Here is a 16526-nt window from a genome sequence, read left to right on the forward strand (position 1 = left end):
GGCGGGCTCGACGGCCGGAGCGGGCGACTCAGGCGAACTCGGCGTCGTCGTCGTAACGCACGACGACCTCGCCCGATGCCTCCTGCGACACGATGACCCCCGTGTCGAGCTCGGCGACGGGCCGCCCCTCGAGGAAGGTCAGCGTCCACCGCGGGGCGGGGGCGCTCAGGCCGTCGGGGTTGAGCGCGGCCTCGACCGCGGCGATCTGCGCGTGCAGCGCCTCGGGAACGGCCTTCGGCGGCTGCTCACGGGCGGTCCAACGGGTTCCGAGCTGCATCAGTCCTCCTGGGGTGCGAACACGATGTCGGTGACGGTGGTGGAGTCGCCCTCGGCGAAGGCGATCGTCTCGATGCGACCCACGGCGCGCAGGTCGCCCTCGGCGAGACGCAGCGCCTCGACGTTCGGACCGGCCACGGTGAGGGAGGTCACGGGCGTCTTCTGCGAGGCCTTGGCCTCGGTCTTGGCGCGACGGATGCCGATGAGCGCGGCGCTCACGGCCGTGAGCACGGCCGGGTCGCCCTCGATGCCCAGCGGCTCGGGCCACGCGGCGGTGTGCACCGAGCCCTCCTCGAACCACGACCACACCTCCTCCGACGCGAACGACAGCACGGGAGCGAACAGGCGCACGAGCGCCGACAGGGCCGTGCGCAGCGCGAGGGCGGCCGAGGCCTGACCCACGTCGGACTGGTCGTAGGCGCGCTCCTTGACGAGCTCGAGGTAGTCGTCGCAGAACGTCCAGAAGAACGACTCCGTGATCTCCAGCGCCCGCGCGTGGTCGTAGGCCTCGAAGGCGGCCGTCGCGTCGCGCACCACGGCATCCAGGGTCGAGAGCATCGACGCGTCGAGCGCGTGCGTCACCTCGGCGCCCTCGGGCACGGGGAACGACAGCACGAACTTCGCCGCGTTCAGCAGCTTGATGGCCAGGCGGCGGCCGATCTTCACCTGCGTGGGGTTCTGCGGGTCGAAGGCCGCGTCGGTGCCGAGACGGCTGGATGCCGACCAGTAGCGCACCGCGTCGGAGCCGTGCTGCTTCAGGATGTCGGCGGGCGTGACGACGTTGCCCTTCGACTTCGACATCTTCTTGCGGTCGGGGTCGACGATGAAGCCGGAGATCGCAGCATCCGTCCAGGGGCTGCGGTCGTCTTCGAGGGCGCTGCGCAGCATGGTCGAGAAGAGCCACGTGCGGATGATGTCCTGGCCCTGCGGGCGCAGGTCGAACGGCGAGACGAGGTTCCACAGCTCCTCGTCGCGCTGCCAGCCACCGGCGAGCTGCGGGGTGAGCGAGGAGGTCGCCCACGTGTCGAGGATGTCGCGCTCGGCGTCGAAGCCGCCGGGAATGCCCCGCTGGTCCTCGGTGTAGCCCGGGGGCACGTCGACCGTGGGGTCCACGGGGAGCGACGTGAGATCGGGGGTGAGCACGCGGGAGTAGTCCCGCTCGCCGCTGTCGTCGAGGCCGTACCAGACCGGGATCGGCACACCGAAGAAGCGCTGGCGCGATACGAGCCAGTCGCCGGTGAGGCCGTTGGTCCAGTTCTCGAAGCGCACGCGCATGAAGTCCGGATGCCACGACATCTCGCGACCGAGGGCCACCAGACGCTCGCGCAGCTCGGCGTCGCGCGCGCCGTTGCGGATGTACCACTGGCGGGTCGACACGATCTCGAGCGGCCGGTCGCCCTTCTCGAAAAACTTCACGGGGTGCGTGAAGGGCTTCGGGGCGCCCTCCATGGCGCCGGATTCCTGCAGGAGCTCGACGACGCGCTTCTTGGCGCTGAACACGGTCTTGCCGGCGAGTTCGTCGTACGCCGCCTTCGCGGCATCCGTCACGATCACGTCGGGGGCGTCGGCGACGATCCGCCCGTCTTTGCCGATGATCGTGCGGTTGGGGAGGTCGAGCTCGCGCCACCAGATGATGTCGGTCACGTCGCCGAAGGTGCAGATCATGGCGATGCCCGACCCCTTGTCCTTCTGCGCGAGCGGGTGGGCGAGCACGGGCACCTCGACGTCGAACAGCGGGGTGCGCACGGTGGTGCCGAACATCGGCTGGTAGCGCTCGTCGTCGGGGTTCGCAACGAGGGCTACACACGCTGCGAGGAGCTCGGGGCGGGTGGTCTCGATGAACACGTCGCCCGAACCGTCGGTCTTGGCGAAGCCGACGCGGTGGTAGGCGGCGGGCTGGTCGCGGTCCTCGAGCTCGGCCTGGGCGATCGCGGAGCGGAAGTCCACGTCCCACAGCGTCGGCGCGAGGGCCTGGTACGCCTCGCCGCGCTCGATGTTGCGCAGGAACGCCAGCTGGCTCGTGCGGATCGAGTCGTCGGAGATCGTGCGGTAGGTCTGCGTCCAATCGACGCTGAGGCCCAGCTCGCGGAAGAGATCCTCGAACTGCTTCTCGTCTTCGACCGTCAGCTGCTCGCACAGCTCGATGAAGTTGCGGCGGCTGATGGGCACCTGATCGGCGGCCTTGCTGCTCTTGTTGTCGCCGCCCGCGAACGGCGGGGTGAAGTCGGCGTCGTAGGGGAGCGAGGGATCGCAGCGCACGCCGTAGTAGTTCTGCACGCGGCGCTCGGTGGGCAGGCCGTTGTCGTCCCAGCCCATCGGGTAGAACACCGTCTTGCCGCGCATGCGCTCGAAGCGCACCTTCACGTCGGTGTGCGTGAACGAGAACACGTGCCCGATGTGCAGGCTTCCGGATGCCGTCGGCGGCGGCGTGTCCACGGAGTAGACGCCCTGGCGGCCGGCCTCGGCGGCGCGCAGGCGGTCGAAGACATAGGTGCCGCGCTCGCGCCACGCGGCGTCCCATTTCTGCTCGAGGCCTTCCAGCGCGGGCTTGTCGGGGATCGTGGCCATGGAAAAACTCCTCGAGCGATATGGGCGGCACTGTGTGAGCGTGCCTGATGGGTGCGGCATCCATCGTATCGGGCCGGGGTCCTCGTGTCGGGGCACGCGCGGACGTGTGCCGTACCGGCTGTGCGGCCCCGCGTGCGGCGGTGGGGCGCGGCTGCATGCGGCTTCTCAGCTGCGTTCGGTGCGCGCAAAGTGAGCGATGCGCGCAATCTCCGTCGATTGACGCGGATGCGGGCGGAGGTTGTGCACATCGCGGAGTTCGTGAGCGCGACGCCGCGCCTCCTCCCCAGGGGCCAGATGATCCACAGAGCCGACGCGACGCCCCCGGAGCGCGTGCCCGTCGCGCACCATGTCGTCATGCCCACCGATCGAGCTCGTTCCGTCGCCGGACGTGTCGCAGAACTCGGTGGCGTGGCGCGGCCGACGCGGCTCGTCCGGGAGGGGCACGGTCGTCGTCAGATCGCGGATGCCATCTCGCGCGGACTCGTGACGCGGGTACGCCGTGACTGGATCGCCAGCCCCGATGCCGATGAGTACCTGGTCGCGGCGGCGAGGACGGGAACCGTCGTGTCCTGCGTCACCGCCGCCGAGCGCCTCGGGATCTGGGTGCACGAGCGTCCCGACCGCCCGCACGTCGCCTACCCCGGCCGGGGGAAGATCGCCGAGACGGCGGCCGTCGTCCATTGGCAACGCGCGATCGTTCCGCGGCATCCCGATCTGCTCGAAGACGGCGTCGAGAACGTGCTCATGACCGTGGCCGCGTGCCGGCCCTACGAAGAAGCGCTCGCGGTGTGGGAGTCGGCGGTGAACAAGCGGCTCGTCGACCGTCGCAGACTCGAACGGCTGCCGTGGGTGGGCGTTGCGCGCCGTCTCGCGACCGAGGTGACACCGTGGGCGGATTCGGGACTCGAAACGTACTTCTCGACGCGGTTGCGATGGCTCCGCCTCTCGATCCGGCCACAGATCTGGATCGATGGTCATCGGGTGGACTTCCTCATCGGCGAGCGACTCGCGGTGCAGATCGACGGCGGGCATCACGTCGGCCCGCAACGATCGGAGGACATCCGGCACGATGCCGCGCTCATGCTGCTCGGCTATCACGTCATCCGTGTGAGCTATGAGCAGGTCATGCACCGCTGGCCCGAGGTGCAGGAGCTGATCATGCACGCGGTGGCCCAGGGCCTCCACCGCGCGTGAGTCGTGCGGGAGGGCTTAATGTCCCGCGCCGTGCGCGGTTGGCCTGGGCTGGACGCCCCGGGCCGAGCGCCGTGCGCAGAGTCGGCGATGTGCACAAGGTCAGTTCAGCGGGGCGGATGCTGGCGGAGGTTGTGCGTATCGCGGAGGTTGTGCAGGGCGCGGAGGTTGTGCGCGGGTGGGAGTGGTCATGGGCCGCGCGCCGTGCGCAGGGTCGGCGATGTGCACAGGGTCAGTTCAGCGGGGCGGATGCTGGCGGAGGTTGTGCGCGGCGCGGAGGTTGTGCGCGGGTGGTGAGTGGTCACGGGCTGCGCGCCGTGCGCAGGGTCGGCGATGTGCACAGGGTCAGTGCGACGGGGCGGATGCTGGCGGAGGTTGTGCGCATCGCGGAGGTTATGCGCGGCGTGGAGGCTGTGCGCATCGCGGAGCACGGGCGCCTCAGCGCGGCCGCGCGGCCGCGAACTCCGGACTTTCCGCACCCGGTCCAGGAACGCGGGTAGGCTGGGGGTTCCCCCACCGAAGACTTCGAGGTTTCGTCATGCCTTCTCAGCTTTCCCGGCGCGTGCTCTCCGCCGTGGCCGTCGGCGCGGTCGCCGCTCTGTCCCTCTCCGCCTGCGCCGGGTCCGACCCGGCGGCGTCCGGTGACGGCGAGATCGTCTGGGCGATCGAGGGCGCGAACCTCTCGGCGGGCAAGATGGACCCGCAGACCAGTCAGCTCGACGTCACCGCCATGGTGCAGCGCGCCGTGCTCGACTCGCTCGTGTTCCAGGAGCCCGACGGATCGTTCTCGCCGTGGCTCGCCGAGTCCTGGGACATCGAGGACGACGGTGCGAGCTACCTCTTCCGCCTGCGCACCGACGTGACCTTCCACGACGGCACGCCCTTCGACGCCGCCGCCGTCAAGGCGAACTTCGATCGCATCGTCGACCCCGACACCGCCTCCGCCCAGGCCGCGAGCATGCTGGGCGGCGACCTGTACGCGGGCACCGACGTCGTCGACGAGCACACCGTGCGCGTGCGCTTCACGCAGCCCTACGCGCCGTTCCTGCAGGCCGCGAGCACCGCTCTGCTCGGCTTCTACTCGCCGACCGTGCTCGAGACCAAGGCCGACCAGCTCGCCGCGGGCGGCCCCGACGTCACCGTCGGCACGGGTCCCTTCGAACTGACCGAATACACGCCCGATCAGGACATCGTCTACACCCGCAACGACGACTACACGTGGGGTCCCGACGGGGCCGGCGCGCCCGCCTTCAAGACGCTCCGCGTCGACATCCTCCCCGAGGCCTCGGTGCGCGTCGGGGCGCTCTCCAGCGGCCAGGCCGACGTGGTGACCAACCTGCCCCCGAACCTCGTCTCGCAGGTGCCCGCCGACGACACCGTGCAGTCGATCGCCTACCCCGGGCTGCCCTACTCCCTGTTCCTGAACGAGAAGTACGGCGTCTTCGCCGACGAGAAGGTGCGCCAGGCGTTCACCCGCGCGATCGATGTCGACACGGCCGTGGACGAGATCTTCTTCGGCCAGTACCCGCGGGCGTGGAGCATCCTCGGCGCCACCACCCCCGGCTACGACGCGAGCCTCGAGAACTCCTGGCCCTTCGACCAGGCGGAGGCGAACGCCCTGCTCGACGAGGCCGGCTGGACAGGACGGGATGCCGACGGCATCCGCACCAAGGACGGACAGCGTCTCACCGCCCGCTGGATCGCCTGGACCCCCGTGCCCGACGACCGCGCCGCCCTGGCCAACGCCGTGCAGAGCGACCTGAAGGCCGTGGGCTTCGACCTGCAGCGCGAGGTTCTCGAGCCCGGTGCCTACAACGAGCAGTACGGACCGAAGACCTACGACGTGACCGACTGGGGCTTCTCGGGCGTCGACCCCGACCTGCTGCGCAGCCACCTCGCCACCGACGGCTTCCAGAACGCGTCTCAGGTGAGCGACCCGGCGATGGACGCGCTGCTCGAACAGGGCGCCTCGACCACGGATGCCGCCGCGCGCAACGACGTGTACGCCCAGGTGCAGCAGTGGAACGCCGAGCACGCCGCGATCGTGCCGCTGTACAGCCCCACGCTGATCAGCGCCGTGCGTCCCGACATCACCGGGCTGAGCTTCGACCTGTACGGTCGTCCGCTCTTCGCCACAGCCTCGGTCGGCTGAGTCCACCGCTGACGACGGACCCCGGATGCCACGCTCTCGCCCGCGCGCGATCTTCACGCGCATCGGCGGGATCGTGGCATCCGTCGTCCTGGTGCTCTGGGGGGCCGCGACCCTGGCGTTCGTGGCGTTCCGGGTCATCCCCGGCGATCCCGTCGAGGTGATGCTGGGGCCGCAGGCGCAGGTCGGCGATGCGGTGAAGGCGGCGATGCGCAGCGACCTCGGCCTCGACCGGCCGGTTGTGGAGCAGTACGCGTCGTTCATCGCGCGCCTCGCGAGGGGCGATCTGGGCGAGTCGTACCAGCTGCGCCTGCCCGTGACCGAGGTCATCGGGCGCCAGCTCGGGCCGACGCTGCAGTTGTCGGCACTCGCCCTGGTCATCGCGGTGGTGCTGGCGCTGGCATCCGCTCTGCTCGTTCGCGGGCGGACCGGTCGTGCGGTGGCATCCGGGATCGAGCTCGTGGTGCTGTCGTCGCCGGTGTTCTGGACGGGCCTCGTGCTGCTGAGCGTGTTCTCGTTCCAGCTGGGGTGGTTCCCGGTGTCGGGGGCGCGGGACGGCGCCGCCATCGTGCTCCCCGCGGTGACGCTGGCGCTCCCCGTCGCCGCTCTGCTGTCGCAGGTCTTGCGCGACGGTGTCGAGGCGGCCGAGCGCGAGCCCTTCCTGCTGACCGTGCGGGCCCGCGGCGCCGGCGCGGTGCGCGAGAGCGTGCACCACACCCTGCGCCACGCCGGGGCCGGGGGACTCACGCTCGCCGCGTACCTCGTGGGGTCGCTTCTGGGCGGAGCGGTGCTGGTCGAGACGGTGTTCGCCCGTCCCGGAATCGGTCGCGTCACGCTCACGGCCATCACCGACCGCGACCTGCCCGTGATCACCGGGGTGATCCTGCTCAGCGCGCTCGTCTTCGTCGTGATCAACACGATCGTCGACCTCGTCGTGCCCCTGATCGACCCCCGCCTGCGTGCCGCGGAACCCGCGCTGAGCGTGCGGACGGCGGTGCCGTCGTGAGCGGGCCCCGTCCGGCGCGCCGGGCCGCGCTGATCGCCGCCGGTACCGTCCTCGCCGTCATCGCCCTCGCCGCCGTCGCGCCCGGGCTCCTCGCCACCCACGATCCGCTGCTCACCGACGTGCGCTCCACGCTCCAGCCGCCCAGCGCGGCGCATTGGTTCGGCACCGATCAGAGCGGACGCGACGTCTACTCGCGCGTCGTGTACGGGGCGGGCCGGTCGGTCGGCATCGGCCTGCTCGCCACGGCTCTCGCCCTCGTCGTCGGGGTCGTCGCGGGTTCGCTCTCGGCCGTCGCGCCGCGCCTCGTCGACGCCGCGGCGATGCGCGTGGTCGACGTGCTGCTGGCCTTCCCCGAGTTCCTGGTGGCGCTGCTGGTCGTCGCGGTGCTCGGTCCCGGAGCCGTGAACGTCGCGATCGCGGTGACGATCGCGGCGGTCCCGGTGTATGTGCGACTGGCGCGCGCGCAGACGCGTTCGCTCGCGGCGGCCGAGCACGTCGAAGCGGCGCGCCTCATCGGTGTACCCGCCGCGGTGGTGCACGTGCGCCACGTGCTGCCGGGCGTTCTCGGCGCCGCGAGCGTGCTCGCGACCATCGGTGTCGGCACGAGCATCCTCGCGGCCGCGGGGCTCAGCTTCCTGGGGCTCGGCCCCACCGAGCCGACCGCGGAGTGGGGCCTCATGCTCTCCGCGGGACGCAACCTCCTGTTGCAGGCCCCGTGGGTCGCGCTGTTCCCCGGGCTGGCCATCACCGCCACCGTCGTGAGCGTCAGCGTGGTCGGCCGCATCCTGCGCGCGCGAGCCGAGGAGCGGGGCGCATGAGCGGCGTGCGGGTGCGAGGCCTGCGGATCGACGGGCCGTCGGGCTCGATCGTCCGCGATCTCGATCTCGATGTCGCGCCGGGGGAGTGCGTCGCGATCGTCGGGGAGTCGGGGACCGGCAAATCGGTGAGCGCCCGGGCCCTGCTGGGGCTCACGCCGACGGGTCTGCGCAGCTCGGCGGACGAGCTCGAGATCGACGGCGTCGACACGCGCGCGTTCGGCGAGCGGCAATGGAGACGACTGCGCGGCCGCCGCATCGCGCTGGTGTCGCAGGACGCGCTCGTGTCCCTCGATCCGCTCCGCCGCATCGGCGCCGAGGTCGCCGAACCGGTCCGCATCCACGAGCCCTCGGTGCGCGGCGCCGCTCTCGCCGCGCGCGTGCTCGACAGCCTCGCGCGGGTGGCGATGCCCGAGCCCGACGTGCGGGCACGGCAGTACCCGCACGAGCTGTCGGGGGGTCTGCGTCAGCGCGCGCTCATCGTCTCCGCGCTTGCGGCGCACCCGGCGGTGCTCGTCGCCGACGAGCCCACGACGGCTCTGGATGCCACCGTGCAGGCCCGGGTGCTGGCGCTTCTGCGACGCATCGCCGACGACGGCGTGGCCGTGGTCTTCATCAGTCACGACCTCGGCGCCGTCGCGCGGGTCGCCGACCGGGTCGTCGTCCTGCACGAAGGACGCGTCGTGGAGACCGGCCCGACGGCCGAGGTGCTGGAATCCCCCCGCGATCCCCACACGCGGGCGCTGGTGGTCGCGGTCTCGCACGAGCCGCTCGGACGGAGTCCTCGCACCGACGAGCCCCTGCTGCGCGCCGACGGCCTCGGGAAACGCTTCGGCGACCGCGTGGCCGTCGACGACGTCTCGCTCGCCCTGCGTCGCGGACGCACCCTCGCGGTGGTGGGGGAGTCGGGCTCGGGCAAGACGACCCTCGCCCGTATGATCGTGGGGGTGACGGATCCGGATGCCGGGTCTTTGCGCTTCGACGCCCGGCCCTGGTCGTCGCGGGTCGCCGTCGGCGCCGCGCGCACGCGCGTGCAGCTGGTGCAGCAGAATCCGTGGGGTGCTCTCGACCCGCGATGGACGATCGGGCGCACGCTCGGCGAGGCCGTCGCCGCCGGAGGGGTGCCGCGGGGCGAGCGCCGTGCCGCGGTCGCCGCGCTGCTCGAAGAGGTCGGCCTCTCGCCGGCGTTCGTTCGTCGCCGGCCCGCGCAGCTGTCGGGCGGTCAGCGCCAGCGTGTCGCGATCGCGCGAGCCCTGGCGGTGTCGCCCGATCTGCTCGTGCTCGACGAGCCGGTGTCGGCCCTCGATGCGTCGGTGCGGGCGCGCATCCTCGACCGCCTGCTCGCGCTGCAGTCCGAGCGGGATCTCGCGATGGTGTTCATCACGCACGATCTCGACGTGGTGGCCGCGATCGCCGACGACGTGATCGTGATGAAGGACGGTCGGGTCGTCGACTCGGGCGCCGTCTCGTGCGTCTTCGCCGCCCCCGCGCACCCCTTCACCCGCGAGCTGCTGGCCGCGGCCGGCCTCCGCTCCGAACCCGGCGGAGCCGCAACTCCGCAGTGAGGGTCACTTGGCGCGGCCGACGCCGCCGCGCGACGCGGCCCCGACCCGCGCCCTCGAGCGCCGCGCCGGCGCGCGCAGCCCCGCGCTCGCGTAGAATGAGGGCAACAGCGTCGATCCGGCCATCACCGGGGAGCTCGCGGAAGAACGTCCGGCCCCTCGACACGCTCAGGGACCGGACCACTAGAACCGCGCGGGGCAGGCCCGTCATCGCCGCAGTGAGAGAGGCGCGCCATCAAGGCGCGCAATGCAGGGTGGTACCGCGGTCCTGACGGATCGTCCCGGCGAGCAGACCTCGACCCGCGGAGAGACATGACCTACCCTCGCCCCTCATCCTTCGGACCCGCCGCCGACGCCGGTCTTGCGGGCACGCCCGCGTCGACCCCGGATGCCACGGCCCCTGCATCCGGCGGAAGCGCCGCCGCCACGGCATCCGTCGTCCCCAGCCCCCGCTTCCCGGAGATCGAGAACGACACGCTCGCGTTCTGGGCGGCCGACGACACCTTCCGCGCCTCGATCGCGAACCGCGAGGGCGCCCAGGAGTGGGTCTTCTACGACGGCCCGCCGTTCGCGAACGGCCTGCCGCACTACGGGCACCTGCTCACCGGGTACGCGAAAGACGTCTTCCCGCGTTTCCAGACCATGCGCGGCAAGAAGGTCGACCGCGTGTTCGGGTGGGACACCCACGGCCTCCCGGCCGAGCTCGAGGCGATGAAGCAGCTCGGGATCACCGAGAAGGACGAGATCGAGGCCATGGGGGTCGCGACCTTCAACGCCAAGGCCCGCGAGTCGGTGCTCGAGTACACGCGGGAGTGGCAGGACTACGTCACCCGCCAGGCGCGCTGGGTCGACTTCGACCGCGGCTACAAGACGCTCGACACGACCTACATGGAGAGCGTGCTCTGGGCCTTCAAGACCCTGCACGACAAGGGTCTCGCCTACGAGGGCTATCGCGTGCTGCCATACTGCTGGCGCGACGAGACCCCCCTCTCCACGCACGAGCTGCGCATGGACGACGACGTTTACAAGATGCGCCAGGACCCCTCGGTCACCGTCACCTTCCCCCTCGTCGGTGCCAAGGCCGAGGCGCTCGGTCTCACGGGCGTGCGGGCTCTGGCCTGGACGACGACGCCGTGGACCCTGCCGACGAACCTCGCGCTCGCGGTGGGTCCCGGCATCCGGTACGCCGTGATCGAGGGCGGCCCGAACGGCGCCGCCGACGTGCATACGACCGCCGACGGCACGCCCGACGAAGCCTTCGAGGCCGTCGCCCACCGCTACCTGCTGGCCGAGGACCTGCTGCCGAACTACGCCAAAGACCTCGGGTACGAGAGCCCGGATGCCGCCCGCACGGCCGTGCAGTCCACGATCCTGGGCGCGGAGCTCGAGGGCGTGTCGTACGACCGCCTCTTCGACTACTACGCCGACGCCTCGGTGTGGGGCACGCAGGACGCCTGGAAGATCCTCGTCGACGACTACGTCACCGTCTCCGACGGCACGGGCATCGTGCACCAGGCCCCGGCCTACGGTGAGGACGACAAGCGCCTCGCGGACGCCGCGGGCCTGCCGACCATCATCTCGCTCGACGATGGCGGCCGCTTCCTGTCGGCCGTCACCGACGTGGCGGGGGAGCTGTGGATGGAGGCCAACCGGCCCCTCATCCGCCTGCTGAAGCAGGCTGGTCGCCTCGTGCGCGAGGCCTCGTACGAGCACTCGTATCCGCACTGCTGGCGCTGCCGGAACCCCCTGATCTACAAGGCCGTGTCGAGCTGGTTCGTGCGCGTGACCGACATCAAGGACGACCTGCTGGCGAACAACCAGCAGATCACCTGGGTGCCCGAGAACGTCAAGGAGGGCCAGTTCGGCAAGTGGCTCGAGGGTGCGCGCGACTGGTCGATCAGCCGCAACCGCTACTGGGGGTCGCCGATCCCGGTGTGGAAGAGCGACAACCCCGACTACCCGCGCGTCGACGTGTACGGCTCGCTCGCCGAGATGGAGGCCGACTTCGGCCGCCTCCCGGTGAACGCGGACGGCGAGGTCGACCTCCACCGTCCCTACATCGACGACCTCACCCGGCCGAACCCCGACGACCCGACCGGGCAGTCGACGATGCGCCGCATCGAAGACGTGCTCGACGTGTGGTTCGACTCAGGCTCCATGCCGTTCGCGCAGGTGCACTACCCGTTCGAGAACCACGAGTGGTTCGACGAGCACGCTCCGGCCGACTTCATCGTCGAGTACATCGGGCAGACCCGCGGCTGGTTCTACGTGATGCACGTGCTCTCGACCGCGCTCTTCGACCGCCCGGCGTACACGGGTGTGTCGTGCCACGGCATCGTGCTGGGCAACGACGGGCAGAAGATGTCGAAGTCGCTGCGCAACTACCCCGACGTGCGCGAGGTGTTCGATCGCGACGGCTCGGATGCCATGCGGTGGTTCCTCATGTCGAGCTCCGTGCTGCGCGGCGGCAACCTCGTCGTGACCGAGGAGGGCATCCGCTCGGGCGTGCGCGAGTTCCTGCTCCCGCTGTGGAACGCGTGGTACTTCTTCGCGACGTACGCAAATGCATCCGGTGCCGACGGCTACGAGGCCGAATGGCGCACCGACTCCACCGACGTGCTCGACCGGTACATCCTGGCGCTGACCGGCGACCTTGTGACGAACGTCGCGGCCGACCTCGAGGGCCTGGACTCCACGACCGCGGCCGAGCGCCTGCGCGACTTCGCCGAGGTGCTGACCAACTGGTACATCCGCCGCTCGCGCGACCGCTTCTGGGTGGGCGTGACCGACGATCCGCGCAGCCGCGAGGCCTTCGACACGCTGTACACGGTTCTCGAGACCCTCACCCGCGTCGCCGCCCCGCTGCTGCCTCTCGTCACCGAGCGCGTCTGGCAGGGTCTGACCGGTGGACGCAGCGTGCACCTGACCGACTGGCCGGATGCCGCCGCGTTCCCCGCGTCCGCCGACATCCGCACCGCGATGGACACCGTCCGCGAGGTCTCCAGCGTCGCCAACGCCCTGCGCAAGCGCGAGGGCAAGCGCGTCCGCCTGCCCCTGCCGCGTCTGACCGTCGTGACGGCGGATGCCGCCGGCCTGGCGCAGTTCGACGACATTCTGCGCGACGAGCTCAACGTCAAGAGCGTCGAGCAGGTCGCGCTCGAGGAGGGCACCGCTGCCGCGTACGGCATCACGCACCGGCTCTCGGTGAACGCCCGTGCCGCGGGACCCCGCCTGGGCAAGCAGGTGCAGCAGGCCATCAAGGCGGCGCGCGAGGGCGACTGGAGCGAGGTCGACGGACAGGTCGTCGCGGGCGGCATCGCGCTCGAGCCCGCCGAGTACGACCTCGTCGTCGAGACCGCGGGTCGCCCCGAGGGAGAGGCGCTGGCCGTGCTCGCGGGCGGCGGCTTCGTGCTGCTCGACACCGTCACCACGCCGGAGCTCGAGGCCGAGGGCCTGGCACGCGACATGATCCGCGGCATCCAGGACACCCGCAAGGCGGCCGGCTTCGACGTGAGCGACCGGATCTCCCTCTCGCTGACCTTCGTCGAAGACTCCGACGCGCAGGCCGTGGCCCAGGCGTTCGACATCGCGGGGGTGGCATCCGAGACTCTCGCCGAAGCCGTCGTGCTGGCCGGTCCCGCGGGCCGACTCGTCGAGCGGGGGTCCCTGGCCCCCGCGGAGTTCGAGAACGTGCTCGCCGCCAAGACCTACGCGAATGTCGGGGCCGTCACGGTCGCCGTCGCACGGATCGGAGCCCCCGCATGAGCGATCGCACCAGGGCCGACGCCGTCTACAGCGCGTTGCTCGAACGGCAGGGCGAGCAGTGGGTGCAGCCGCGCGTCGAGCGCACGCGCCGCGTGCTCGAGCTGCTCGCCGACCCGCAGCGCACGTACCGCGTGATCCACATCACGGGGACGAACGGCAAGACCTCGACCAGCCGCATGATCGAGAGCCTGCTGCGGGCGATGGGCCTTCGCACGGGGCTGTTCACCAGCCCCCACCTCGAACGCTTCACCGAACGCATCCTCATCGACGGCGAGCCCGTCTCGGACGCTGCGATCGCCGACGCGTGGGACGAGATCCAGCCGTTCGTCGGCATGGTGGATGCCGAGTTGGCCGCGGCCGACGACGCCCCGCTGACGTTCTTCGAATTGCTCACGGTGCTCGCCTTCGTGGTCGCCGCCGACGCACCGATCGATGTGCTCGTGCTGGAGGTCGGCATGGGCGGGGAGTGGGACTCCACGAACACCGCCGACGGCGACGTCGCGGTCTTCACCCCCATCGACGTCGATCACGTCGACCGGCTGGGCGCGACGATCGCCGAGATCGCCACGGTCAAGTCCGGCATCATCAAGCCCGGAGCCGCGGTCGTCTCGGCGGCCCAGCCCGAGGAGGCCCTGCGCGCGATCCGCTCGCGCGCCGAGAAGGAGGGCGCGCACGTCGCCGTGGCCGGCGACGGTTTCGCGCTCGAGGCGCAGACGCTCGCGGTCGGCGGCCAGCAGCTCGATATCCGCGGTGTCGCCGGCACGTACCGCGAGGTCTACCTGCCCCTCTACGGCGCGCACCAGGGCACCAACGCCGCCCTCGCCGTCGCCGCGGTGGAGTCGCTGATCGGCGGGGGCTCGCAGCCGCTCGCCGCCGACGTGGTGGCCGACGGACTCGGCAACGCCACCTCGCCCGGGCGCCTGCAGCTCGTCGGCACCGCACCGACCGTGCTCGTGGACGCCGCGCACAACCCGCACGGCGCCCGCGCGCTGGTCGCCGCCCTCGACGAGGCCTTCGACATCGACGAGTGGGGGGCCGTCGTCGGCATCCTCGACGGGAAGGATGCCGTGGGCATCATGTCGGCGCTCGTTCCCGCCGTGGCGCGGGTGTTCGCCACCGCCCCCGACAGCGACCGCGCCACCGACCCCGACGTGATCGCCGACGTCGCCGAGGCCGCCGATCTGCCCGTCACCGTGCACCCCACCCTCGAGGACGCGGCCGACGCCGCGCGCGCGTGGGCCGCGGAGTCCGACCGCCGGGCCGTCGTCATCGCCGGCTCCGTCGTGCTGGCCGGCGAAGCCCTGCGTCTGTCGGAGCTCGAGGATTGGAAATCGGGGTGGCAGGCGTGAGCCCCCGCGCACCGCGCGCGCCGCGCCCGCGTCGTCAGCGCGGCGCGCAGGAGTCGCTCGGCGCGGTCGTGCTCGGCTTCGAGTCGATCATCGTCTTCCTCGGCGGCCTCGTCGTCTACGGCCTCAAGGTCCTGCCCTTCGGCATCGAGCCGTGGTGGGGGATTGTCGGCGGTGTCGTGCTCGCCGTCGCGATGGTCGCGGTGTCGGGTCTGCTGCGTCATCGCTGGGCGCTGTTCGCCGGGTGGGGGCTGCAGGTGCTCCTGCTGCTCGGCGGTTTCCTCGTTCCGGCCCTCGCCGTGGTCGCGGTCATTTTCGGCGGCATGTGGGCGTATGCGACGATCAAGGGAGCGGCCCTCGATCGTGCGAACGCGCGACGGGCCGCCGACCCCGACCTCTCGAACGGAGAATGACCCATGGCCACCGAAGAGACCCTCGTCCTGGTCAAGCCCGATGGCGTCGCCCGCGGCCTGACCGGCGCGATCCTCGCCCGCATCGAGGCGAAGGGCTACGCCCTCGTCGACATCCGCCTGGTCGAGCCCGACCGTGAGACCCTCGCCCGGCACTACGCCGAGCACGAGGGCAAGCCGTTCTACGAGCCGCTGCTCGAGTTCATGCTGTCCGGCCCCTCGGTCGCGATCCGCCTCGCGGGCAACCGCGTCATCGAGGGCTTCCGCTCCCTCGCCGGCACCACCGACCCCACCACCGCCGCCCCCGGCACGATCCGCGGCGACTTCGGCCGCGACTGGGGCCTGAAGGTGCAGCAGAACCTCGTGCACGGCAGCGACAGCGTCGAATCCGCCGAGCGCGAGCTCGCGATCTGGTTCGCCTGATCCGGATGCCGTGAAGGCCGCCGCCCCGCAAGGGCGGCGGCCTTCGTCGTCTTCCCCGGAGCCGAGCCACCGGGCTCAGCGTCCACGTGAGGTGGCTGAGCCTGTCGAAGGCACCGGGGGGCAGCGTCCACGTGAGGTGGCTGAGCCTGTCGAAGCCACCGACCCGCGGCTCCCGGTCCCTTCGACAAGCTCAGGGACCTTCGGGGTCCGACGACCTTCGACGAGCTCAGCGACCTCCGACGCGGCCGGGAACACGAGCCCCGGCGTCGACGCGAGATGGCTGAGCCTGTCGAAGCCACCGGTGCCCGTGCGCGCACAACCTCAGCGATGCGCGCCGGGTCAGTGGCATCCGGGTCGCTCGAGCTGAGGTCATGCGCATGGCGGAGGATGTGCGCAGCGCGACGCACCGACGCGTCAGAGCTGCGACAGCACGTCCAGGCGCACCTGCGCCAGCACCGCGACGACGACGTAGCACGCGAAGGCCATGAGCGGCACCCAGACCATGAGTCGGTCGGCGACCTCGCGCACCTTCGGGGCGCCCGGGATGACGCCCTCGCGCAGCACGTGCAAGGTGACGACGAAGAACGACGGGATGACGACCGCCCACGTGACCATGCACCACGGGCACAGGGTCGCCAGCACGAACAGGCTCTGCGAGATGAGCCAGACGACGAAACCGATCGCGAAGACGAAGCCGAGCCAGAACAGCACCCAGAACCACCGGGCGAAGCGGGCGCCCGCCAGCAGGGCCATTCCGACGACGATCGGGGCGATCCAGGCCCCCAGGCCGATGATCGGGTTGGGGAAGCCGAAGACACTGCCCTGCGACGACTGCAGGTTGGTGGAGCACTGGACGAGAACGCTGAAGTCGCAGGACGCCGCGGCCCCCGGGTTCATGAGCTGGTGGAAGCGCTCCATGGTCAGGGAGAAGGCGGCGACCCATCCCACCACGCCCGCGAAGATCAACCAGATGGCCACGACGACCGGACGGCGGGGGGCGACGGCTTCACTCATG

12 protein-coding genes are annotated in these 16526 nt (G+C 71.2%); 9 read left to right on the forward strand and 3 right to left on the reverse strand.

Annotation, left to right across the window (positions count from 1 at the left end; translation table 11 throughout):
- Positions 1–28: 28 nt before the first annotated feature.
- The gene (locus Q0818_RS05655) at positions 29–277 is read right to left on the reverse strand and encodes a hypothetical protein (protein WP_298872502.1); all 249 of its coding nucleotides are present in this window, start codon (positions 275–277) and stop codon (positions 29–31) included.
- The gene (gene valS, locus Q0818_RS05660; protein ID WP_298872505.1) at positions 277–2844 is read right to left on the reverse strand and encodes a valine--tRNA ligase; all 2568 of its coding nucleotides are present in this window, start codon (positions 2842–2844) and stop codon (positions 277–279) included. Before valS ends, Q0818_RS05655 begins: the two co-directional genes overlap by 1 nt.
- 354 nt (positions 2845–3198) lie before the next feature.
- Between valS and Q0818_RS05665 the strand changes: the two genes are divergently transcribed.
- The 9 genes from Q0818_RS05665 to ndk all read left to right on the forward strand — a co-directional run bounded on the left by Q0818_RS05665 (position 3199) and on the right by ndk (position 15511).
- Positions 3199–4038, forward strand: a complete 840-nt coding sequence (locus Q0818_RS05665; RefSeq protein WP_298872508.1) for a DUF559 domain-containing protein — start codon at positions 3199–3201, stop codon at positions 4036–4038.
- Positions 4039–4573: 535 nt separating this feature from the next.
- Complete coding sequence (locus tag Q0818_RS05670; protein ID WP_298872510.1) at positions 4574–6187, forward strand: ABC transporter substrate-binding protein; 1614 nt, start codon at positions 4574–4576, stop codon at positions 6185–6187.
- Between the two features lie 25 nt (positions 6188–6212).
- On the forward strand, positions 6213–7190 hold the full coding sequence (locus tag Q0818_RS05675; RefSeq protein WP_298872512.1) for an ABC transporter permease: 978 nt from the start codon (positions 6213–6215) through the stop codon (positions 7188–7190).
- Positions 7187–8008 carry an ABC transporter permease gene (locus Q0818_RS05680; protein ID WP_298872515.1) on the forward strand — a complete coding sequence of 274 codons (822 nt, stop codon included), beginning with the start codon at positions 7187–7189 and terminating at the stop codon, positions 8006–8008. Before Q0818_RS05675 ends, Q0818_RS05680 begins: the two co-directional genes overlap by 4 nt.
- Positions 8005–9570, forward strand: coding sequence for an ABC transporter ATP-binding protein (locus Q0818_RS05685; RefSeq protein ID WP_298872517.1), 1566 nt, complete (start codon positions 8005–8007; stop codon positions 9568–9570). The genes Q0818_RS05680 and Q0818_RS05685 overlap by 4 nt, the downstream gene beginning before the upstream one ends.
- Positions 9571–9879: 309 nt before the next feature.
- Positions 9880–13332: an isoleucine--tRNA ligase gene (ileS, locus tag Q0818_RS05690; RefSeq protein WP_298872519.1), complete on the forward strand. Its 3453-nt coding sequence runs from the start codon at positions 9880–9882 to the stop codon at positions 13330–13332.
- Positions 13329–14681 carry a folylpolyglutamate synthase/dihydrofolate synthase family protein gene (locus Q0818_RS05695; RefSeq protein ID WP_298872521.1) on the forward strand — a complete coding sequence of 451 codons (1353 nt, stop codon included), beginning with the start codon at positions 13329–13331 and terminating at the stop codon, positions 14679–14681. Before ileS ends, Q0818_RS05695 begins: the two co-directional genes overlap by 4 nt.
- Entirely contained in the window at positions 14678–15091 is a 414-nt protein-coding gene (locus Q0818_RS05700) for a DUF4233 domain-containing protein (RefSeq protein ID WP_298872524.1), read from the forward strand. Before Q0818_RS05695 ends, Q0818_RS05700 begins: the two co-directional genes overlap by 4 nt.
- Positions 15092–15094: 3 nt before the next feature.
- Positions 15095–15511: a nucleoside-diphosphate kinase gene (gene ndk, locus Q0818_RS05705; protein ID WP_058231506.1), complete on the forward strand. Its 417-nt coding sequence runs from the start codon at positions 15095–15097 to the stop codon at positions 15509–15511.
- A gap of 414 nt (positions 15512–15925) precedes the next feature.
- On the opposite strand, the gene Q0818_RS05710 is transcribed toward ndk, so the two are convergent.
- The gene (locus tag Q0818_RS05710; protein WP_298872527.1) at positions 15926–16525 is read right to left on the reverse strand and encodes a vitamin K epoxide reductase family protein; all 600 of its coding nucleotides are present in this window, start codon (positions 16523–16525) and stop codon (positions 15926–15928) included.
- Position 16526 lies beyond the last annotated feature (1 nt).

The organism is uncultured Microbacterium sp., from assembly GCF_947489255.1.
GTDB classification, from domain to species: Bacteria; Actinomycetota; Actinomycetes; order Actinomycetales; family Microbacteriaceae; genus Microbacterium; species Microbacterium phycohabitans.